The following is a 20,793-nucleotide window of genomic DNA, read 5'->3' as shown; positions in this document are numbered from 1 at the left end:
TGCAGCGGCGCGCCGTCGTAACGTGGTTCCATCCTAGGCCGGACCGCCCCGCAAAGGGCGGGCCGGGAACGCCCGGCGGGGAAAGTGGCCAAGTCGTTACCTAGGCCAGGTGCTCCTATTCCGGCTGGGCCGGCTCCGGGAGCGGTTCGAAGACGCTGATCCGGAAGCGGGCCGCAACGGCGGTGCGGGCGGGCAGGGAAGCCACAAGGGCGGCCAGGGCGCCGCGGTCCACGTGGTGGCCGGCGGGTCCCATCAGTGCGAGGTTGGCGACGTCGGCAGGCGACAGGTCCAGGGCCAGGTCCACATCCTGCGCCGGCCGCGCCCCGAACCGCCCGGCCAGTGAAGCCGAGAGCCGCTCATCCTTGGCCGGTTCGATGCCGAGCATGCCGGTGCGTCCGGCGACCTCAGCCAGGTGGCCCTCTCTTGGCGTCACCACGATGAGCCGGCCGGAGGGACGCAGCACCCGGGCGAACTCGGCGGCGTTGCGCGGCGCGAAAACCACCATGATCACGTCCACAGCGTCATTCGGAAGGGGGAGCCGCTGCCACACGTCGCTGACAACGTTGAGCGCCTCCGGGTTCAGTCGGGCGGCCCGGCGCAGTGCGAACTTTGAAATGTCGAGTCCGACCGCTGCTGCCGGGGCGCGGTCCAGCACGGCGCGGAGGTAATGTCCGGTACCGGTTCCGGCATCCAGCACGGCGGCCCCCGGTCTTGCCAGAAGCGGGGCGGCGAGGTCGGCAACGGATTCCGCGAGTCCCCGGTAGTGCCCGGCGGACAGGAAGTCGAAGCGGGCGGCGACCATGTCCGGGGAGTCCGCCTCGAAGACCGTTCCTTTTCCGGTGAGGAAGTTGAAGTAGCCCTGTTTGGCGGCGTCGAAACTATGCCCGTCCGGGCAGAGAAGTGAGCGCCCCGTACTATCTGCCGCGAACGGGCTCCGGCAGACGGGGCACACGAGGGCGGCGAGCGAAGCGGGGACCATGGTCTCCATCGTAGGGCCGGCACGCCGGGGCACCGGCGGCGGTGCGGCCCGGCGCGCAACGCCGGTGTGATGTGTTTCACCTCTTGGGCGGCGGGGGCTAGGCTCGCAATCGTGAAATCTGAACATTTGCCCCTGCTCAAGTCCGTTTCAGCCCCCGCTGTGCACCCGGACGGCTCCCTCGCCGTCGTGTCCGTGGTCCGGCCTGATTTCGACGCCGACGCCTACGTGGGCCAGTTGTGGAGCGTGCCGACCGATCCGGCGCTGCGGCCGCGCCGGCTGACCCGGGGATTCCGCGACACCTCGCCCGGGTTTTCCCCCGACGGCCAGGTGCTGGCCTTCCTCCGCGCCAAGGCCGGCGGCAAACCGCAACTGCACCTTGTCGAGGCCTCCGGCGGTGAGCCCGTCCCGTTAACGGACGCTCCGCTCGGCGTCAGCGCTTTCACCTGGTCGCCGGACTCCCGAAGCATCGTCTTCAGTGCCAGGACACCGGAAGAGGGCCGCTACGGAACGGTCGACGGCGTCTCCGCCGGCGGGGAGGACGCCCGCCTGATCACCGATTACAAGTACCGGATGAACGGTGTGGGCTACACGGCGGACAAGCCGCTCCAGCTGTTCGTCGTCCAGGTCCCCGCACTCGACGATGAGCCCCCGGTCGCCCCGGCCGGCCGGGCGAAGGCCGCCTCGGCGGAGGCCGCCTCGGCGGAGAGCGCCGGCGGCGCGGGCAAGGGCGGCGCGGGCAAGGACTCCGGGAGCCTGCCGACGGCCCGGCAGCTCACAGCGGGCACCACCGACCACGACGGTGCCACGTACAGCACCGACGGCCGGGCCGTGTACTTCACTGCCGCCCTGCATGAGGGCAGCGATAGCGACCTTGCCAGCGGCATCTACCGGCTCCGCCTCGATCCGGAGGACGGGGGAGCGGAACCGGAACCGGTCACGCCAGGCAACGCCGGCCGGCAGTCGGTGTCCAGCGTGCGCCAAAGCCGCGACGGCCGGTGGCTGTATTTCACGGCCCAGGACATGGGCGCCTCGGGCCTGGACTTCGTGGCCCGCAACACGGCACTTTACGTTCTGCCGGCCGAAGGCGGCGACGCCCTCCTGCTCAGTGACGTCGAAACTGCCGACATCACCGGCGGAATCGAACTGCGCGGCGACGACGGGGCGCTGGTGCTGAACAACCATCGCGGGGCCGTGCAACTGCTCGAATTCGGCCCCGACGGGCAACGCAGCCTGCTGGTCGAAGGGGAGCGGGTCGTCACCGGCGCCGCCGAAGGCAACGGCACGGTGCTGCTGAGCGTCAGCGACGCGGAAACCGCGGGCGACGTGGCGGTACTCGAAGCCGGCGGCGGCCTCCGGGTGCTGAGCGACTTCTCAGCGCCGCTGCGGAACGAGGCCGGGATCCTCCTCCCGCAGGAACTCACCTTCGCTTCAGGGGACGGTTACCCGGTCCACGGCTGGCTGGTCAAGCCGGAGGGCGAGGGACCGCACCCGGTGCTGCTCAACATCCACGGGGGCCCATTCGCCCAGTTCACCGGCGCGCTGTTCGACGAGGCGCAGGTGTACGCCGCGGCAGGTTATGCGGTGCTCATGTGCAACCCCCGCGGGTCCGCCGGCTACGGGCAGGCGCACGGCCGCACCATCAAAGAGCGGATGGGCACCGTCGACATGCAGGACGTCCTGGCCTTCCTCGACGGGGCGCTGGAGAAGTTCGAGGAACTCGACGGCGGCTCCCTGGGCATCATGGGCGGATCCTACGGCGGTTATCTGACGGCCTGGACCATCAGCCAGGACCACCGGTTCAAGGCAGCGATCGTCGAACGGGGTTTCCTGGACCCGGTGAGCTTCACCGGATCCGCGGACATCGGCTGGTTCTTCGGCGGCGAGTACACCGGACGGTCGGCCGAACAGATGGCGGCGCAAAGCCCGATGGCCCGGGTGGACCAGGTGCGCACACCCACCCTCGTGATCCACAGCGAGGAGGACCTGCGCTGCCCGGTGGAGCAGGGCCAGCGCTATTTCACTGCCCTCAAGCAGCTGGGCGTGGAGGCCGCGTTCCTGGTTTTCCCGGGTGAGAACCACGAGCTGTCGCGCTCCGGCACCCCGCACCACCGCAAGCAGCGCTTCGATCAGATCCTGCAGTGGTGGTCCCGGCACATCCCGACGGCGGCCAACCCGGCTCCGCGGGACTAACCCGCGTTCGGGGTACCAGGCTCCGAATCATCAGCAGCTGCGCCCGGCAGGAACCCCAGTTCCTGCCGGGCGTAGCTGATATCCGGCTGAGCCCAGCGTGCCGCGTATTCAGCGTTGTTGCTGAGCGAGCGCAGCTCCGCGCGGTCCACATAGAGGATGCCGCGCAGGTGGTCCGTCTCGTGCTGCACAATGCGCGCCTGCCAGCCGGTGAAGTCCCGCTGCCGGGCCGAACCGTCCGGTGCGGTGTACTCCAGCCGCACCGACTCCGGCCGCCTGACCACTGCCTGCAGTCCGTTCACCGAGAGGCAGCCTTCGTAGAACGCCTTATACCCCGGCCCCAGCGGCTCGTATACCGGATTCAACATGGCGAAGAACGGAAGCGGTTCGCGGCCGCGGGCCGCGGCAACCTCGGGGCCGACGTCGAACGTGTCCTCAAGGACGGCGATCTGCAGCGGGATACCGAGCTGCGGCGCGGCGAGGCCGACCCCGGGAGCCTTGTGCATGACCCGGCGCATCAGGTCGATCAAGCGCACGAGTTCGGCGTCGTCGAGCTGGCCGGTGAACGGCGCCGCCTGGTGCCGGAGCACCGGGTGCCCGGCCTGGACGATGGGCGGCAGCACCTCGGAGTCCAGGACCTGGTGCACCGTTTCCCGGATGCGCTCGGTGCTGTACGTGGTGTGGGGGGCGGTGTTTCTGGTCTCTGCGGACATCGGAACAGACATGGGAACAGACTACTGCCGGCCGCACGCGCTCGTGACAAAACTGTAAAGACGTCCCCGCAGTTGCGTCCCGGCGTCCACCTTCAGGACTCCTTCCCTTCCGCCGACCGTGACCCGCACCGGAATCAGGGTGCCGACCTTGTCCTCCGCGACGGCATGCGGATCGCAGCGCGCAGGCCTGATGCCCAGCCGCACGGTGCTGGCCGGGCCGGTCGAGTGCACCCAGAGGCCGGCGGGCCAGGGCGCGCCGGGGTCCTCTTCGAGCAGGGTCGTTCCGGCGATGCTGTCGATGGTCAGGCTTCCACTGCCATCACCGGGTCCATCACCGGCAGCGCCAGCGTGGTTGCGCGGCATGATTTCCAGGCGGAGGACGCCGGTGCGGCCGTCCGCTGCCACCTCCAGGTCTGGGCTGAACCGGAAGACCGCAACCGCGGCGGCAGCCTGCGCGAGGCACAGCTCGGCCTGGTTGCGGGCGAGGACGCCGAACGGGTCGGCCGCTGCCGTGACGGGTTCTTCCGCCCCGCTCTCCGGGGCGACCTGGATCCTGACGGTTGCCCCAGCTGCGGTTGCCGGCTCACTGGCGTCAGGCCGCGGGCCCGGGCACGAGGCCGGCGGAAGCAGTGCCGGGAGGCTCTTTGTCTGGCCCGGCGGCAGTTCGGTTCCCGCTCCCGCTGAGGTCCAGCTGATCCCGGCCTGGAACAGCGGGCTTTGGACCACCGCTGCCCGCACCGTGACCGTCTTGTCCGTCGTGTTGGTCAACTGGATCTCGATGATCTGTTTGCTGTAGTTGTCGCGGAACTGGTTGATCGCCGCCGTCAACGGCCCGGCGGGGGTGGCGGACGCCGAGGGTGCGCCGGCGGGTGCCGTACGCGCGGAGGGCGTGCCGGCGGGTGCCGCGCTGCAGGAGGCAGCAGCCAGCAGGGCCAGGACTGTGGCGGCACGCTGGAGGAGCTGGGGAACGCTGCCCATGCGGCCAGTCTAGGCCGCCTCCTCGCGTCCGCTAGTCTGAAGCTCATGACCTTCCCCGCACCCCTTGAATGCGTCCTGGGCCTGTTGCGGGCCATTGAAACCGGGGGCGGCGCCGAGGCACTGGGTCCGTTTTTGGCCGGCGACTTCGTGCTGACGGAAGCACCCCATCTGCTGGCGCCGCAGGGGTCGACCCGGAACCGTTCGGAAGTGCTGGACGGTGCCGAGCGCAGCGGTGAGGTTGTTTCCGGGCAGCGGTTCGAGATCCTGCGGAGCACCTGCGAGGGCGGCAGGGTGGTCGTTGAGGCCGAGTGGTCCGCGACGGCGGAAATGGACCTGCCGTATTGGGACAGGGGGGATGAGATCCGGGCACGCACCGCCTCGGTGTTTGAGGTCCTGAACGGCCGGATCACCAGCCAGCACAGCTACGACTGCTACTACCAGCCGGCCTAGGCTGTTCCGGCGCCAACCGCCGTCGGCCCCCCACTGCATCTAAAGCGTTCACTGCATAGTGAAGCGCCGGGCCGCAAAGCGGTTGACGGCCGGGACGGCGCCAACGGCTGCCACCGCACCGTTGCGGGCGGCCAGCAGCCCTCCCGGCAGCGGCCGTCCCAGCGCCATGTTGATTTCGGACTGCCGCGCTGCCCGGGCTGCCTGGCGCATCCGGCGCCGTTCGAACGCCGGGACGCCGCTGCGGCCGCCGGCTATGAGCCCCGGCACCAGCGGCGCCAGTGCGAGGGCGTCGAGCAGGCCCAGGTTCATGCCCTGGCCCCCGATCGGGCTGATCTCGTGCGCCGCGTCGCCGATCAGCACGCAGCGGCCGGTGACCATCCGGCGGACCACGCGCGAGCGCACTCCGAAACCGCTGAGCATGCTGTTGCTGGCGGCATCAATCCCGATTCCGGTCCGCCGCTCCACCTCCCCGGCCAGCCACCCGGCGTCGGCTGGGGAGCCGTTCGTCCCGGCGCCGGCCGCGTCCGCGTCGTGTGGCCCCAGCCGGACGACCCAGCGGCGCAGCTTTCCCGGCAGGGGGAACGATTCGACGATGCCGTCACGGGCCAGGAACAGTGCCGCGTCGGGGCCGAACGCCGTGCTGTCGGCGAAGTCGCCCATCAAATACCGGTCCGGGTACTCCTTGCCCCGCAGCGGGACTCCGAGCGCGGCGCGGGCAGCTGACCGGACACCGTCGGCTGCGATCACGAGCGGCGCGGAGTATCCGGCCGCACGTCCGTCCCGTAGCGCCTCTACGGAAACCTGGCGGCCGTCGTTCTGAAGGCCGGTCACGCGCACCCCGCGGTCAAGGGCCTCCGGGTCAAGCTGCTGCACCCGCCGCCGGAGCACCGCTTCCGTGCAGCCCTGCGGCAGTGAGAGCACAAACGGGTACCGCTTGGAGACGCCCGCGAAGGACATGCCGGCCAGCGTACTGCCGCCGTTGAGCGCGACGCCGCGGCGGATCGGAACGCCCAGGCGGACGAGTTCCTGGTCCACGCCTACCCGGGCAAGCGCCTCCAGGGCGGGCGGGTGGATGCCGATGGCCCGGGAGTGCTGTTCCGGTTCATGGCGCTGTTCGAGCACCCGCACCCTGATTCCCTGCTCCAGCAGCAGCGCGGCCATGAAGAGCCCGACGGGCCCGCCGCCGAGGATGAGGACGTCACTCACGCGCCGGCCCGACTGTTCGGTTCCCCCGAAGTGGTTGCGCGGTGGATCAGCACGTTGCGGTACGGAAAGCCGGGGAGTACAGCCCAGCCTGGGGGAGCGGCGGCCCGTAATTCGTCCGGTGTGTAGCTGCGCCGGATGGAGGTCAAGCCGTCCTGCCGGATGTAGGAGCCGCGGAACGGCAGGGCGCCGACGGAAAACAGCGCAAAGGCGGCCGCGCTGCGCCGCAAGTCGTTGTGGAGAACGGCGCCGGTGCTCAGCGCGGCCGATTCGGCCAGGAAACGCGGGAGAACCTCGGGGCTCAGGTGGTGCAACACATGGTTGGAGACCACGACGTCGTAGCGCTCACCGGCGGCCAGCAACTCCGTGGAGGTTTGCCGCCGGAAGACCACGCCGGAGCGGCTCCGCCGGGCGGCGAACGCGGCGGCCCGCGGGTCCGGGTCGATGCCGGTGATCTCCAGGCGCAGCCCGTCCCGCTCCGCCCAGCGGGACAACTGCACCGGGACGTCGCCGCCGCCGCAGCCGATGTCCAGCAGGGTGGTCACCCTCTCCCGGGTGAGCAGCGGTCGCAGCTGCCGCAGGTAGATGCCACGCCAGCCGGAGACCGCCCGGTTGACCAGGGAGAACTGGGCGTAGGTCCGGTCCAGCCGGACCGGTTCACAGTCCTCCCGGTCCATTTCCTCGACGGCGTCTACGGCGCGGGCCGGCAGCAGGAGCACGCGCTCAGGCCAGGGCCGACGCGGGCCGGAGCGCAGCGGCCAGTGCCGCATCCGGGTCCGGCTGATCCGCCGGCGGCGCCGGAAGCCTGGTGAAGAGCGCGGTTTCCACCGTCAGCCCGGGCCCGAACGCCATCGAGCAGATACGTTCCGCGCCGGCGTCGCCGGCCGCCGCAGGGCCGGTTCCTGCCGGGAGGTCCAGGATGTGCCGGATCACGAAGAGCACCGTGGCGCTGCTCATGTTGCCGTAGTTGCGCAGCGTTTCGCGGGCCGGGACCAGCTGGTCGTCGCTGAGATCCAGCCGGGTCTGGACCTTGTCCAGGATGCTGCGGCCGCCGGGATGGATGGCCCAGTGCTGGATGTCACGATAGGGAAGTCCGGCCAGCGAGTCGTCCCGGGACAAAAGCGGTTCGAGGGCACCGACGACATGGTCGTCGATGATGTGCGGAACGTAGGTCCCCAGGACCATCTCAAAGCCTTCGTCGCCGATGTTCCAGGCCATCGCTTCCTCACCGACCGGCGTCAGGACCGTCTCGAAGTGGTCCAGGGTCATCAGCGCCGGCTGGCCCGGGAAGTCTCGGGCGCTGATGATCGCGGCAGCAGCGCCGTCGGCGAATAAGGCCGAACCCATAATGGTGTCCGGATCGTTGGAGGTCCGCACGTGCAGGGAACACAGCTCGGCACAGACCACCATCACCACTGCTTCCGGGTCGGCGTCGCAGAAGGACTTTGCCGCCCGGAGGGCAGGGAAGGCGGCGTAGCAGCCCATGAAACCGAGATGGTAGCGCTGGACGGACGGATTGAGCCCGAGCGCCCGGACAATCTTGTAGTCGGGACCGGGGTTGAAAAACCCGGTGCAGGAAACCGTCACCAGATGCGTGATGTCGCCGGGATCGATGCCCGGGGACGCGGCGACCGCCTTCTCCGCTGCCTCAATAAAGAGTTTGGTGGCCTCGACGGCGAAGATGTCGTTCCGCACCTTGGTGCTCGGGCTCAGCAACTGGCCGGTGCCGGGGTCAAAAAACTGCGGATTCTCGGCCCTGCTGCCGGTGGTCAGCTCGCTCACTGCGGTGTAGCGGGTGTCGATGGCTGCCGAGTCGAAACACGTACTGATGAGCCGGGATCCCAGCCGGCTCAATCCCGGCTGGGCGGCGAACACGTCCCGGGCTTCGGACTGGATCAGCACGGTGGGCGGAACAGCAGTTTCAAGGGACCTCAGGTAGACCGTCATGGTTCATTCTGTGGGAGGCCGCGGAATATCACAATTGCCGCCCCGGCGTCCCGTTGTGCCGCCAGCCGGTCCGGGCCGAAGGGGACCCCCTGTTCTAAGCTATGAGCATGCCCGCCAGCACCGACCCGCAGCCGCCGGGGTTGCACATAGCCGACACCCACGACCTGATCCGCGTGCAGGGCGCCCGCGAGAACAACCTCAAGGACGTCAGCGTCGAGATCCCCAAGCGCAGGCTGACGGTCTTTACCGGCGTTTCGGGGTCAGGAAAGAGCTCGCTGGTGTTCGCCACAATCGCCGCGGAGTCGCAGCGGATGATCAACGAAACCTACAGCGCCTTCGTGCAGGGTTTCATGCCCTCGCTGTCCCGGCCCGACGTCGACCTGCTCGAGGGACTGACGACGGCGATCATCGTCGACCAGGAGCGGATGGGATCCAACCCCCGGTCCACCGTCGGCACCGCCACCGACGCCCACGCCATGTTGCGGATCCTCTTCAGCCGGCTCGGCAGCCCGCACATCGGACCGCCCACGGCGTTCTCCTTCAACGTCCCGACCCGGAAAGCCAGCGGGGTGATGAGCACCGAGAAAGCCGGCCGGGTCGAGAAAAGCGTGGTCCACGATGTGGTCTACTTGGGCGGGATGTGCCCGCGCTGCGAGGGCATGGGTTCGGTGTCCGATTTCGACTTGACCGCCCTCTATGACGACAGCAAGTCACTGGCCGGGGGCGCCCTCACCATCCCCGGCTACAGCATGGACGGCTGGTATGGCCGGATCTTCAGCGGCTCCGGTTTCTTCGACATGGACAAGCCGATCAGCAAGTTCACCAAGAAGCAGCTGCACGACCTGTTGTACAAGGAACCGACCAAGATCAAGGTCGAGGGCATCAACCTCACCTACGAGGGCCTGATCCCGAAAATCCAAAAATCCATGCTGTCCAAGGATCCGGAGTCCATGCAGCCGCACATCCGCGCGTTCGTGGACCGGGCGATCACCTTCGCCAGGTGTCCCGAGTGTGACGGCACCCGGCTCAGCAAGGAGGCTCGGTCCGCCAGGATCAAGGGCAAGAACATCGCCGAGGTCTGCACGATGCAGATCACTGACCTGGCGCACTGGGTGCGGGACCTGGACGAACCGTCGGTGGCACCGCTGGTCGGCGGCCTGCAGCACCTCCTGGATTCCTTCGCCGAAATCGGCCTGGGCTACCTCTCCCTGGACCGGCCGGCGGGCACCCTGTCCGGCGGGGAAGCGCAGCGTACCAAGATGATCCGGCACCTGGGGTCCTCGCTCACCGACGTCACCTACGTGTTCGATGAGCCCACCATCGGCCTGCATCCGCATGACATCGAACGGATGAACCGGCTGCTGCTGCAGCTGCGGGACAAGGGCAACACCGTGCTCGTCGTCGAACACAAACCCGAGACCATCGCGATTGCCGACCACGTGATCGACCTCGGCCCGGCCGCCGGCAGCGCCGGCGGCGAGGTGGTCTTCGAGGGCACCGTGGCAGGGCTTCGGGGGAGTGCCACCATCACCGGGCGGCACCTGGATGACCGCGCCGCGCTCAAGGCCTCCGTGCGTTCCTCCTCCCGGAACCTGGCGGTGCGGGGAGCATCGACAAACAACCTGCGGAACGTCGACGTCGACATTCCACTTGGGGTGCTGTGCGTGCTCACCGGCGTCGCCGGTTCCGGCAAGAGCTCGCTGATCAACGGCTCGGTGGCGGGACGGGACGGCGTCGTCATCATCGACCAGGGCGCGATCCGCGGCTCCCGGCGCAGCAACCCCGCCACGTACAGTGGGCTGCTTGAGCCGATCCGGAAGGCGTTTGCCAAGGCCAACGGCGTCAAACCGGCGCTCTTTAGCTCCAACTCCGAGGGAGCCTGCCCCGGCTGCAACGGTGCGGGAGTGATTTATACCGACCTCGGCGTCATGGCCACGATGGAGTCCACCTGCGAGGAATGTGAAGGCAAACGCTTCCAGGCGTCGGTGCTGGAGTTCACCCTGGGTGGGCGGAACATCGCCCAGGTCCTGGCGATGCCCGTGAGTGAGGCGGTGGAATTCTTCAGCGCGGGGGACGCGAAGACACCGGCGGCGCACAAGGTCCTTGACCGGCTGTCCGACGTCGGCCTCGGCTACCTCAGTCTGGGGCAGCCGCTCACCACGCTGTCCGGCGGCGAGCGGCAGCGGCTGAAGCTGGCAACCCAGATGGCCGAGAAGGGCGACGTTTACATCCTCGATGAACCAACGACGGGCCTGCACCTGGCCGACGTCGAAAACCTCCTGGGGCTGCTGGACCGGCTGGTCGATTCCGGCAAGTCGGTGATCGTGATCGAGCACCACCAGGCGGTGATGGCGCACGCCGACTGGATCATTGACCTTGGGCCCGGGGCCGGGCACGACGGCGGCCGGGTCGTCTTCGAGGGCCCGCCCGCGGAACTGGTGGCGGCGCGCTCCACCCTCACCGGGGAACACCTGGCCGCGTACGTCGGAGTGTGATCCGGGCGCTAGCGGCCGCCCTTGGCGAGGTAGTCTGCGGCGTCGTACTGGATACGAAGTTCGCGGATCTTGCCGCCGTCGAACTCGAAGAACTCGGAGAACCGGACCACACCCCCGGGCAGCTCGGCGTCGTACAGCACTGCCGCGCCGTCCGCCGCGGTGACAGTCTGCAGGACAGTGAGGTCCTTGACGGTTTCGATGAACCCCCGTACCCCGTGAAGAAACCTGGCGCCGCCGGCTATCCTGCCGGCGATGGGGCCTTCGAACACGAAGTCATCGGCCAGCAGCGGCAGGAGGTCGCGACCGTCGCGGTAGGCGTCCGCGCCACCGCGCAGGACCGCGTAGTAGCGCCGGAGGACGGAGTGGCGGTCGACGACCGCGCTGGCGGGTCCACGGTTGCTTGGATCGGTGCTCATGGGGTTCCTTTCGCTCATGGTTCAGCCGCCCACCTGGTCGACGGTGAAGGCTGCCAGGAAACCGACAGCGGCGATAAGGCCGGTAAGGAGATGGTGTTCTTCGAAAGCTTCCGGGATCATCGTGTCCGCGAGCATCGCCAGGATGGCTCCGGCGGCTACGGCGGTGATGAAGGCGACGACCTGAGCTGGCGCGCCCTGCAGGACCAGGAACCCGACCAGGGCGGCAAGTCCTGACAGAACGGCGATGCCGACCCACACTCCGAACACATATTTTGCGCTGCGTCCGGCCTTCTTCATCCCAGCGGTGCTGGAAAGGCCTTCCGGGACGTTGGAAATGAAGACCGCGGCCAGCATGGCCGGACTGACCGCGCCGGCCGTCACCAGCCCCACGCCCAGCACCACCGACTCCGGAATGCCGTCCAAAAGGGCTCCGATTGCGATGGCGGTGCCGCTGCCTGGCTTCTGCTGCTCCGAAGGTTGCTTCCCGCCGGAGCGCTTGCGGTGTTTGGCGCCTCTGAGGGCGAGCAAGGCGTTGGCGGCGACGTAGACCACGGCCCCGGTGGCGAACCCGCCGATCGTCGGCCAGAGGCCGCCGCCGTTGACGGCTTCCTGCACCAGTCCGAAGGCGAGGGCCGAGATCAACACGCCGGCGCCAAAGGACATCACCGAGGAGACCATCTTGGACGGGATCTGCCATTTCCACGCCAGCGCGCATCCCACAACCAGTGCCGCCCCGGCGATGGTGCCCCACATCCAGGCCTGCAGCCACATGGCCATCAGAAGCCCCCGGGCTGCCGGTGTTGGCCGGTGCGTCGGTTTTCCATCTGTTCCCTCGTCCTGTCTCTCGTTTGTCAGCGGACCCGGTAAGGTTCGGCGGCGGCGCTTCGGAGTGTCAGTCCGTTGCCGGGCCCGGGTCCGGACCGCACCCACCCGCCATCCGGGTCCAGGGTGCCGTCGAAGAAGAGGTTCTCGATGCGGACGTGGTCGTGGAACCATTCCAGGTGGCGGAAGTTGGGGGTGGCGGCGGCGACGGCGGCGCTGAGGTGGGGAGCGCAGTGCCCCGAAACTTCCAGCCCGTGGGCGGCGGCCACGGCAGCGATGCGCAGCCATTCGCTGATGCCGCCGCACCTGCTCACATCGGCCTGCACGCAGTCCACAGCGTCCGCTGCGCACAGGCGCTGGTAATAGGGGAGCCCGGTGCCGTATTCACCCGCGGCAACGTCGGCGTCCACCGCGCCGCGGACAACACGGAGGCCCGCGAGGTCGTCGCTGGAGACGGGCTCCTCAAACCACGTGACGTGGTCTTCGGCAGCCCTGCGGAGAACACGGACCGCCTGCTTGGCGGTGTAGGCGCCGTTGGCGTCGACGAAGAGTTCCGTCCCGGGCCCGACGGCGGCGCGTGCCTGCCGGATGCGCTCCAGGTCCCGGGGCTCGTCTGTTCCGCCGTCCTGACCGATCTTGATCTTCACCCGGGGAATGCGCTGGCCCGACGCCCAGCCCTCAAGCTGCTCCCGGAGCTGATCGTCCGAATAGGTGGTGAACCCCCCGCTTCCGTAGACGTCCACTTTGTCCCGGACTCCTCCGAGGAGCCGGTGCAGCGGCAGGTCCAGCAGGCGGGCCTTCAGGTCCCAGAGCGCGCAGTCGACGGCCGAGATGGCGTAGGACGCCAGGCCCGTGCGGCCGGGGTTGCGCACCGCCCGCGCCATCGCCGCTGCTGCGGCGGGCACGTCAAGTGCGTCGACGCCCTGGACGGCGGGGCCCAAAAGCCCTTCAACCAGCCGCGCCGCCGCCGCCGGGGCGTAGGTCCAGCCAAGTCCGGTCTTTCCGCCCGCGGCCGCGTGGACCAGCACCATGGTGGTGGAGTCCCAGCTGAACGTGCCGTCAGCTTCGGGACCGTCGGTGGGCACGGTGTAGACGGTGGCCTGCAGGGCCGTGATGGGTGCCTCGGCAACGGATAGGGCTGGCACGGCCATGCGTCAGCCCTCCTTGTGTGGCAGGAATTCCTGGATCTTGGTCTTAACCCCTTCCTTGACCACGCCCCAGGCACTGTCGTCGCCCTTGATCATGGCCTCGCCCGTCTTTCGGGCCTGCTCGAACGTGGCGTGCGGCGGGATCGGCGGAATGTCCGGGTCGGTGCGGACGTCCAGGACCGTGGGCCGGTCGGCGCTGAGTGCCTTTTCCCAGGCCGGCCCGACGTCGTCGGGATGGTCCACGTGGATGCCCTGCAGCCCCAGGCTCTCGGCGAATCCGGCGTAGTCGACGTCGGGGAGGGCCTGGGACTCCCGGAACGCGGGCACCCCGCCCATGGCCCGCATTTCCCAGGTGACCTGGTTAAGGTCGTTGTTGTGCAGGACGGCCACCACCAGGCGCGGATCATCCCACTCCCGCCAGTAGTGCTTAATGGTTATCAACTCGGCGAGACCGTTCATCTGCATCGCCCCGTCACCGGCGAAAGCGATGGCCGGGCGGCCGGGATGGGCGAACTTGGCGCCGATGGCGTAGGGAACACCGGGGCCCATGGTGGCGAGGTTCCCTGACAGTGAACCGCGGACCCCGCCCCGGAACTTCAGCTGCCGCGCATACCAGTTGGCCGACGAGCCCGAATCGGCGCTCAACATCGCGTCCTCCGGCAGCCGGGTGGAGAGCTCGGCGAAGAGCCGCATCGGATTGACGGGGTCGGCGCTGACCATGGCCTCCTCGTGCATGGTTTCCCACCAGCGGCTGATGGACGCCTCCAGGTCCTCCTGCCAGGACCGGTCCTGCTTGCGGTCCAGATGCGGGATCAGTGCCCGCAGGGCGGTGGCGGCGTCGGCGACGATGTTGAACTCGTTGGTGTAACGCAGCCCGATCATTTTCGGGTCCACGTCGATCTGGACCCCGCGGGCCTGCCCCGGTTCGGGGAGGAACTGGGTGTAGGGGAAGCTGGAGCCCACCGTGAGCAGGGTGTCGCAGTCACGCATCATCTCGTAACTGGGCCGGGTGCCGAGCAGTCCGATGGACCCGGTGACGTAGGGCAGGTCATCGGGCAGCGAGTCCTTGCCCAGCAGTGCCTTGGCCACGCCGGCGCCGAGGAGCTCGGCCACCTGCCGTACCTCGGCAGCGGCCCCGCGGGCTCCCTGTCCGACCAGGATGGCCACCTTGGTGCCCTCGTTCAGCAGCTGCGCGGCTCCGCGGATCGCGTCACTGTCGGGCTGGATGTCAGGCCAGCGGATGCCGACGCTGGAGGGCACCATTTTGAACTCGTGGGTGGGGGCGGCGTAGTCGAGTTCCTGGACGTCGGCCGGGATGATCACGGCGGTGGGGGCCCGCTGCGCCTCCGCTATCCGGATGGCGCGGTCGATGACGTTGGGCAGCTGCTGCGGAACCGTGACCATCTGGACGTAATCGGAGGCCACGTCCTTGAACAGGGACACCAGGTCAACTTCCTGCTGGTAGGAGCCGCCCATGGCACTCCTCGCGGTTTGCCCCACGATGGCCACCACCGGTACATGGTCCAGCTTGGCGTCGTACAGCCCGTTGAGCAGGTGGATTGCCCCGGGACCGGAGGTCGCCATGCAGATGCCCACCCGGCCACCGAATTTGGCGTAGCCCACCGCCTCGAACGCGGCCATCTCTTCGTGTCTGGCCTGGATGAACTTGGGTTTGTTGCCCGCTTTTTCGAAGGCGGCGAGGATGCCGTTGATGCCGTCGCCGGGGAAACCAAAGACCTTGTCAATGCCCCACTCGCCCAGGCGGGAAAGCAGGTAGTCAGCCACTGTAGTTGCCATGATCAGTCTTCCTTCGTGCTCATCGGGGCGCCCGTGCGGGCGCCTTCTATCAGGACACGGGCGGCCCGTGCCGCCAACGCCATAATGGTCAGGGCCGGGTTGGCGCTGCCTTGGGTGGGCAGGACGCTGCCGTCGGTGATCAACAGGTTGGGTACGGCGAAACTGCGGGAGTTGGCGTCCACCACGCCCGTCTGTTCCGTGGCCGCCATCCGGGCGCCGCCCACCAGGTGGGCGTAGCGGTCGATGGTGATCACTTCCTCCGCGCCGGCAGCGGCCAGGATCCGCTCCATGACCTGCTGCGCTGCGGTCATCAGCTGCCGGTCGTTATCGCACTGGCTATAGCTGAAGCGGGCCACCGGAATGCCGTTGCGGTCCGTTTCGTCCGCCAGCGTCACCCTGTTCCCCTCGAGGGGAAGGAACTCGCACAAGGCGCCGAGGCAGGCCCAATGCGGATAGTCGCTCATGTACCTTCGCAGCGCCGGGCCCCAGTGTCCCTGGGCGGCCACGTGCTCGGCCCAGGTGATGGGCAGCGGGGACACACACTGGATGGAGAACCCGCGTTTGTAGGGTTTTTCCGGATCGGTTTCGTAGAAGTCCTCGGTGCTGGCTTCCGGGGGAGGGGCCTTCCACATCCGCACTTCCGCATGGAACCGTCCCGCAGTCTGCGGTGCCCCCTGCACCATCAGATACCGGCCCACCTGGTCGAAGTCGTTGCACATGCCGTCCGGAAACCGCGGTGACGTGGAATTCAACAGCAGTCGCGGCGTCTCGATCGAGTAGCCCGCTACCGCGACCAGCCGGGCGCGTTGGAACCGCCGGATACCGCCGTGAAGGTACTCGACGCCGGTTGCCATGCCGGTGCGCTCGTCGAAGCCGATCCTGGTGGCCATCGAGTCCGGCCGGATCTCGGCGCCGTGTGCCAGGGCATCCGGGACGTGGGTGATCAGCGGGGAAGCTTTGGCGTTGACTTTGCACCCCTGCAGGCAGAACCCGCGGTAGATGCAGTGCGGGCGGTTGCCGAAACGGCCGTTGGCAATGGCGACGGGCCCCACCCTCGCCGTGATGCCGCAGGCGCGGGCGCCGCGCAGGAACAGCTCGCCGTTACCGGACACCGGGTGCGGGCGGTGCGGGTAGCTGTGCGCCTCGCCCCACGGCCAGTGTTCACCCGCGACGGGCAGTTCTGCCTCGATGTCTTCGTAGAAGGGACGCAGATCCCCGTACTCCAGCGGCCAGTCAGCTCCTACGCCGTCCGCACTGAGCGTGCGGAAGTCGCTTGGGTGGAACCTTGGCGTGTAGCCGGCGAAATGGACCATCGAGCCGCCGACGCCCCGGCCGGAATTATTCGAACCCAGCGGCACCGGGTCCGTACCGGTGATCACCCGCGGTTCCGTCCAGTACAGGTGGTGCGAGCCGGCTTCGTCGCTGACCCAGTCCTGCTCCGGTTCCCAGAAGGGTCCTGCGTCCAGGGCCACGGCGCGCCATCCCGCGCGTGTGAGCCGCTGCAGCAGTGTCGCGCCCCCGGCCCCGCAGCCGACGATCACGATGTCCACTTCATCGTCCTCGCCGTACCTGCGCATGTTTTCCCGCAGCCGGAGGTTGCTGCCGGGCCCGGCGGGCAACAGCCAGGCCGATTGGTTGCGTTCGCGGACGCGGTTCACCGGTTGTCTCCGTGGGTCGGGTCCGCACCGGGACGGACGTCGCGCACCTCGAACGGTTCCAGCCGGTCCACGCCCAGGTTCTTGTAACCGCGGGGATAGGCCGGGCCGGCGAAACCGATTTCGTCCCAGGCCAGGGGGTGGGAGTAAAAAGCGGTGCAGGCGTACCGGGTCCACAACCCCCAGACGCGGTCGGCAGGCATGCCCTGCCAGAGCTCGCGGTCCAGGTCGCAGATGTCCTGCAGCAGCCGGGCCTGCCCGTCCCGGCTAAGCAGGGCAAAGGCGCAACCTTCACGGACCCGCGCCTCCTGGTCCAATCCGGCCAGGGAGGCACGCCACGCCTCGCCGTCACGCGGCATGTTGTCGTAATGCCAGCCGTCGGTTTCTTCCTCGGCCAGGCGCGCGTCCACCAGGTTCACCACCGGCACCCGGGGTTCAGCGTGCTGGTCCAGCAGCAGGTCGAAAAGGGCACGCGCCGCGGCTTCCTCGGCGGGGCTGAAAAAACGGACATCCGGAGGGAGCCCCAGGCGGGACTGTACGACGGCGGCCGTGGCGCGGTCCCAGTGTTTTGCCTGGGCGAGCGCGCTGAAACCCGGGTACCGGCCTCCGCCGTCGGCGTCCTCAAGCGGCAGCCCGGTCACGGTTCCCTCCGGAGCACGGAGGCCAGCAGACCCATGCCGCCGACGAGCGTGACCAGCAGCGGCGCGAACAGCGGGGGACCCATTTCCAGGTTGTAGCGCAGGTTGGACAGTCCGCCGGGCTTTTGCCTCACGCCCCGCAGGTGCAGCCAGGTGCCCTGCAGGCCGTTGGCGACGATGGCTGCGCTGGCGACCGGAAGGGCCGTCTTGGCCATCCGGCGGCTGAAGACACCGGCGACTCCTGCTGCCGCACCCACGGGGCCGAGCGCAACCGGCACCCACATCCACTTGTTGCCGAAACTGGCCTTGTCGTGTTCCAGGAAAATCTCCGCCGCTGTAACCAGGGCGCCGGCTGCGGTCAGCGCGGACAGGGACCGTTCGAACCGGCCCGTCTGCACGTTCCTGATGAGCCGGTCGATTCCGGTGAGCGGGCCGGCCACCGGCTCCGCTGTGTGGTGCAGTTTCATTGCTGTCCTTCCCTGCCGTGCTGGCTGGTTGGCGGGGCTGCCGGCTCCCAAACCCGCAACTTTTGCAGGCTGGCAAATATCAGTGGAAACTAGTCCTCATGGATACATCTGACGCTTTGAACGGGATGCCGGGTTTCGCCGGCCGCGAAGTGGATGCCGTGATGAAAGCCGCCGACGTGCTGCTGCGCGTGGTGGCGAAATCAGTTGCCGAAGTCGAAGACACAGTGAACACTCCACAACTGCGGGTGCTGGTGCTCATCCATTCGCGCGGGGCGCAGAACCTGGGTGGAGTAGCTGCCGAGCTGGGTGTCCACGCCTCAAACGCCACCCGCATCTGCGACCGCCTGGTGGTGGCTGGTCTGCTGGAACGACGGGACGATCCGGTGGACCGTCGGTACGTCCGGCTGGAACTGAGCGGGAAAGGCCAGGACCTCGTCCAGACTGTGCTGGAGCACCGGCGACAAGCCATCGCCGAGGTCATTTCACGAATGCCGGCCGGAAAGCGGCCTGCGCTGGCTTCGGCACTGGAGGCCTTCGCATCCGCAGCCGGGGGCCAGGGGACCTCTGACGGCCGCTTCACCTTGGGAGCGACGAAGTAAGGCGGCCGACGCCAGCAATGGCAGCACATGACTTAATTGAACCGCAGTAATTGCACAAACGCAATGGTTTCATTGAGGAACCTGCGGCGTGGATGGGGCCGGAACGCGGATCAGAGCACAGGGCTGGGGCTGATGCCCCATTGGCCCGTGTGCGATTCGCCCGGGCGCAGGGTGACCAGGCCTTCGCCCGAGTTGAAGGCGTCGGGGGCGCAGGTCATCGGCTCGACTCCCAGCCCGGTCCGCCGCCGGTCCTGCTGGGGGAGTGTGTCACCGGTAAAGATCTCCAGATAGGGGTAGGCCTCGTCGACCCATAACTCCACCCCGGCGGAACGGTCCGGTTTGGCAAATGTGACCCGGGCCCGGCCGTCCGCCCCTCTGATCAGGTCTGTGTAGGCGACATCGACGGGGCGGTCCCCGATTTGCTGAAGTTCCCGCAGGTCGTACACCGTACCCTCGACCGGCCGGCGGCCGGTGGGGATGCCTGCACTGTCCACCGGCAGGTAGGTCCGCCCGGGAACCCGGACCAACCCGGAGTCAATGGCCGGCCCGCCCAGACTCAGATAGGGGTGGGCCCCTGTCCCGTAGGGGCATGGTGCGGCGCTGCGGTTCACGGCAGTGGTCCGCACGCTTAGGCCGTCATCGCCGAGGTGGTAGTCGAGGCGGCACTCGAGCACCCAGGGCCAGCCCTGGCAGGCGTGCAGCATGTAGGTGAACGAGATGCTGTCCTCTGCTTGTTCCAGGAGCTCCCAGTTCCGCCACCGGGTGAGCCCATGGATTGCCCCTCCCTTGTCCGGCTCGCTGAGGTCAAGCTGCAACGGCCGGCCGTCCCATTCGTAGCGTCCGTCTTTGACCCGGTTGGGCCAGGGGATGAGGGACTGTCCCCTGGCACCGGTACACATCTCATCCGGGCCGTACCCGTCCAGCAGGGGACGCCCGTCCACGAGGTAGTCCCGCAAGGCTCCGCCGACCTCGGTCAACGCCACGTGCTGCCGGCCCGAACGGAGCTCGTATTGCCGGCCGGAGGAAAGCCGGTGCCCCCTGTCCGCGGGGCGGTGCGCCGGTGGTGTCGTCATAGCTAGTGCGTCCCGCCAACGCCGCCGCCAGTCGGGATGTCGAGGACGACTTTTACGTCGTCGGGATGGGCTTCGAAAGCGTCGGCAAATTCTGCCAACGGCAGCCTGCGCGTTATCAAGCGGCGCAACACGCTCTCATTGGCCTCGCTTAATGCCTTCGCCGCAGCATCGTAATGACGGCGGTTGGCGTTGACGCTGCCGAATACCACCCCGTTGGTCAATACCGTCTCGCGGTTAAGGGCGCCGACGTCCACCCGCGTTTGCTTACCGGTACTGGAGACGCCGGTAAGGCAGGTGATGGCGTCCCGGGCGTGGGTCGTGAGAACGTCAAGAACCACAGGCGTCACCCCGGTGCATTCGACCAGGACGTCCGCAATGATCCCGGATTCCGGCAGCGGTTCGCTGTGGTAGGTCGCGCCAAGATCGCGGACCAGGCCAGGTTTCGGACCATCCTTCACGATGTCGAAGACGTGCACGTCCAGGCCCTGCTGAACACCAAGCAAGGCCGCCAGCAGGCCAACGGGGCCAGCGCCGGTCACCACGACAGTGTGCGGGTTGAAGTACGCCCGCCGTCCGATCCGGCCGATCTGTTCCCAGGCTTTAGCCACGATGGTAGTCGGTTCCAGCAGCACCCCCACCTCGTCCAGCCTGGCATCGAGCTTGACCATGTCTTCCGGGTCACCCCGCCACCGTTCGCGGGCGAACCCGTCCAGGCCCTTGATGCCGTGTTCGGTGTATTTCCCGTTCAGGCACATGTCCCATTCGCCGGCCGCGCACGCGGCGCAGGGCTCGGGATCGGGGCGGCGCACAATTCCCACCACCAGGTCACCTTCCGCCAACCCGGAATCGGTCGGCGCTTCGAGAACCCGCCCCAGGTTCTCGTGGCCGAGAACCAGGTTCTCGCGGCCGGACGGGGCCTCTCCGTATTCTGCGGCGATGATCTCCTTGTCAGTTCCGCAGAGACCGACGGCCAGTGCTTGCACAAGAACGGGACCTTCGTCGGGAACCGGCTCGGGGACGTCAAGCAGCCGCAGGGAATTCTCTTTGCCGGGGGTAACAGCCAACGCCTTCATCGTCTCTCCTTTAAGAAGGGCATTCACTGCCAAGCTTCCCGCACTATTTGCATAAGCGCAACGGTTCGCTTACTTTGCGGTATCACGCCAGGAGACAAGCGGCGGTTGCGCCCTTGCAAGTATCGGGTCTAGCGTAGCGTCAGTGGAGGCGGT

Annotated in this window: 19 protein-coding genes; 4 read left to right on the top strand and 15 right to left on the bottom strand. The window is 68.1% G+C overall.

The features are described 5' to 3' along the window. Nucleotides 1-115: 115 nt before the first annotated feature. Nucleotides 116-979 (bottom strand): methyltransferase domain-containing protein, encoded by an 864-nt coding sequence (locus tag QFZ61_RS12120; protein WP_307036348.1) that lies wholly within the window; start codon nt 977-979, stop codon nt 116-118. Between the two features lie 111 nt (nt 980-1,090). On the opposite strand from QFZ61_RS12120, the gene QFZ61_RS12115 reads away from it, so the two are divergent. Then, complete coding sequence (locus QFZ61_RS12115; protein WP_307036345.1) at nt 1,091-3,169, top strand: S9 family peptidase; 2,079 nt, start codon at nt 1,091-1,093, stop codon at nt 3,167-3,169. Here the strand turns inward: QFZ61_RS12115 and QFZ61_RS12110 are convergent. Then, nucleotides 3,166-3,891, bottom strand: a complete 726-nt coding sequence (locus tag QFZ61_RS12110) for a peptide deformylase (protein ID WP_307036343.1) — start codon at nt 3,889-3,891, stop codon at nt 3,166-3,168. The two genes, QFZ61_RS12115 and QFZ61_RS12110, sit on opposite strands and share 4 nt — an antisense overlap. A gap of 9 nt (nt 3,892-3,900) precedes the next feature. After that, the gene (locus QFZ61_RS12105; protein WP_307036342.1) at nt 3,901-4,857 is read right to left on the bottom strand and encodes a hypothetical protein; all 957 of its coding nucleotides are present in this window, start codon (nt 4,855-4,857) and stop codon (nt 3,901-3,903) included. Nucleotides 4,858-4,902: 45 nt separating this feature from the next. Here QFZ61_RS12105 and QFZ61_RS12100 point away from each other — a divergent pair, with 45 nt between their 5' ends. Further along, nucleotides 4,903-5,307, top strand: coding sequence for a nuclear transport factor 2 family protein (locus QFZ61_RS12100; protein ID WP_307036340.1), 405 nt, complete (start codon nt 4,903-4,905; stop codon nt 5,305-5,307). Nucleotides 5,308-5,355: 48 nt separating this feature from the next. On the opposite strand, the gene QFZ61_RS12095 is transcribed toward QFZ61_RS12100, so the two are convergent. From QFZ61_RS12095 to QFZ61_RS12085, 3 genes are read right to left on the bottom strand one after another with little or no spacing between them, the layout of a single operon-like run. Further along, nucleotides 5,356-6,513 carry an NAD(P)/FAD-dependent oxidoreductase gene (locus tag QFZ61_RS12095; RefSeq protein WP_307036338.1) on the bottom strand — a complete coding sequence of 386 codons (1,158 nt, stop codon included), beginning with the start codon at nt 6,511-6,513 and terminating at the stop codon, nt 5,356-5,358. Beyond that, entirely contained in the window at nt 6,510-7,229 is a 720-nt protein-coding gene (locus tag QFZ61_RS12090; protein ID WP_373427155.1) for a class I SAM-dependent methyltransferase, read from the bottom strand. The genes QFZ61_RS12095 and QFZ61_RS12090 overlap by 4 nt, the downstream gene beginning before the upstream one ends. 4 nt (nt 7,230-7,233) lie before the next feature. Further along, nucleotides 7,234-8,457, bottom strand: a complete 1,224-nt coding sequence (locus QFZ61_RS12085; RefSeq protein WP_307036336.1) for a type III polyketide synthase — start codon at nt 8,455-8,457, stop codon at nt 7,234-7,236. A gap of 101 nt (nt 8,458-8,558) precedes the next feature. Here QFZ61_RS12085 and QFZ61_RS12080 point away from each other — a divergent pair, with 101 nt between their 5' ends. Beyond that, the gene (locus QFZ61_RS12080; protein WP_307036334.1) at nt 8,559-10,952 is read left to right on the top strand and encodes an excinuclease ABC subunit UvrA; all 2,394 of its coding nucleotides are present in this window, start codon (nt 8,559-8,561) and stop codon (nt 10,950-10,952) included. Nucleotides 10,953-10,960: 8 nt separating this feature from the next. Here QFZ61_RS12080 and QFZ61_RS12075 read toward each other — a convergent pair whose 3' ends face one another. The 7 genes from QFZ61_RS12075 to QFZ61_RS12045 form a co-directional block, all read right to left on the bottom strand. Beyond that, nucleotides 10,961-11,368 (bottom strand): nuclear transport factor 2 family protein, encoded by a 408-nt coding sequence (locus tag QFZ61_RS12075; protein ID WP_307036333.1) that lies wholly within the window; start codon nt 11,366-11,368, stop codon nt 10,961-10,963. 21 nt (nt 11,369-11,389) lie between these two features. Further along, complete coding sequence (locus QFZ61_RS12070; RefSeq protein WP_307036331.1) at nt 11,390-12,145, bottom strand: ZIP family metal transporter; 756 nt, start codon at nt 12,143-12,145, stop codon at nt 11,390-11,392. A 74-nt stretch (nt 12,146-12,219) separates the two neighbouring features. Further along, nucleotides 12,220-13,341 carry an enolase C-terminal domain-like protein gene (locus QFZ61_RS12065; protein ID WP_307036329.1) on the bottom strand — a complete coding sequence of 374 codons (1,122 nt, stop codon included), beginning with the start codon at nt 13,339-13,341 and terminating at the stop codon, nt 12,220-12,222. Between the two features lie 3 nt (nt 13,342-13,344). Beyond that, nucleotides 13,345-15,135, bottom strand: a complete 1,791-nt coding sequence (locus tag QFZ61_RS12060) for a thiamine pyrophosphate-requiring protein (RefSeq protein WP_307036327.1) — start codon at nt 15,133-15,135, stop codon at nt 13,345-13,347. Nucleotides 15,136-15,137: 2 nt separating this feature from the next. Then, nucleotides 15,138-16,793 carry a GMC family oxidoreductase gene (locus QFZ61_RS12055; RefSeq protein ID WP_307036325.1) on the bottom strand — a complete coding sequence of 552 codons (1,656 nt, stop codon included), beginning with the start codon at nt 16,791-16,793 and terminating at the stop codon, nt 15,138-15,140. Continuing rightward, entirely contained in the window at nt 16,790-17,431 is a 642-nt protein-coding gene (locus QFZ61_RS12050; RefSeq protein WP_307036323.1) for a gluconate 2-dehydrogenase subunit 3 family protein, read from the bottom strand. The genes QFZ61_RS12055 and QFZ61_RS12050 overlap by 4 nt, the downstream gene beginning before the upstream one ends. Continuing rightward, complete coding sequence (locus QFZ61_RS12045) at nt 17,428-17,895, bottom strand: hypothetical protein (RefSeq protein ID WP_307036320.1); 468 nt, start codon at nt 17,893-17,895, stop codon at nt 17,428-17,430. Before QFZ61_RS12045 ends, QFZ61_RS12050 begins: the two co-directional genes overlap by 4 nt. A 98-nt stretch (nt 17,896-17,993) precedes the next feature. Here QFZ61_RS12045 and QFZ61_RS12040 point away from each other — a divergent pair, with 98 nt between their 5' ends. After that, the gene (locus tag QFZ61_RS12040; protein ID WP_307036318.1) at nt 17,994-18,494 is read left to right on the top strand and encodes a MarR family winged helix-turn-helix transcriptional regulator; all 501 of its coding nucleotides are present in this window, start codon (nt 17,994-17,996) and stop codon (nt 18,492-18,494) included. 110 nt (nt 18,495-18,604) lie between these two features. Here QFZ61_RS12040 and QFZ61_RS12035 read toward each other — a convergent pair whose 3' ends face one another. Next, nucleotides 18,605-19,567 carry an aldose 1-epimerase family protein gene (locus tag QFZ61_RS12035; RefSeq protein ID WP_307036316.1) on the bottom strand — a complete coding sequence of 321 codons (963 nt, stop codon included), beginning with the start codon at nt 19,565-19,567 and terminating at the stop codon, nt 18,605-18,607. Between the two features lie 2 nt (nt 19,568-19,569). After that, the gene (locus QFZ61_RS12030) at nt 19,570-20,640 is read right to left on the bottom strand and encodes a glucose 1-dehydrogenase (RefSeq protein ID WP_307036315.1); all 1,071 of its coding nucleotides are present in this window, start codon (nt 20,638-20,640) and stop codon (nt 19,570-19,572) included. Nucleotides 20,641-20,793: the final 153 nt, after the last annotated feature.

It is taken from the genome of Arthrobacter sp. B3I4 (assembly GCF_030816855.1).
Lineage (GTDB): Bacteria > Actinomycetota > Actinomycetes > Actinomycetales > Micrococcaceae > Arthrobacter.
This window is presented reverse-complemented; position numbering and strand designations above follow the sequence as displayed.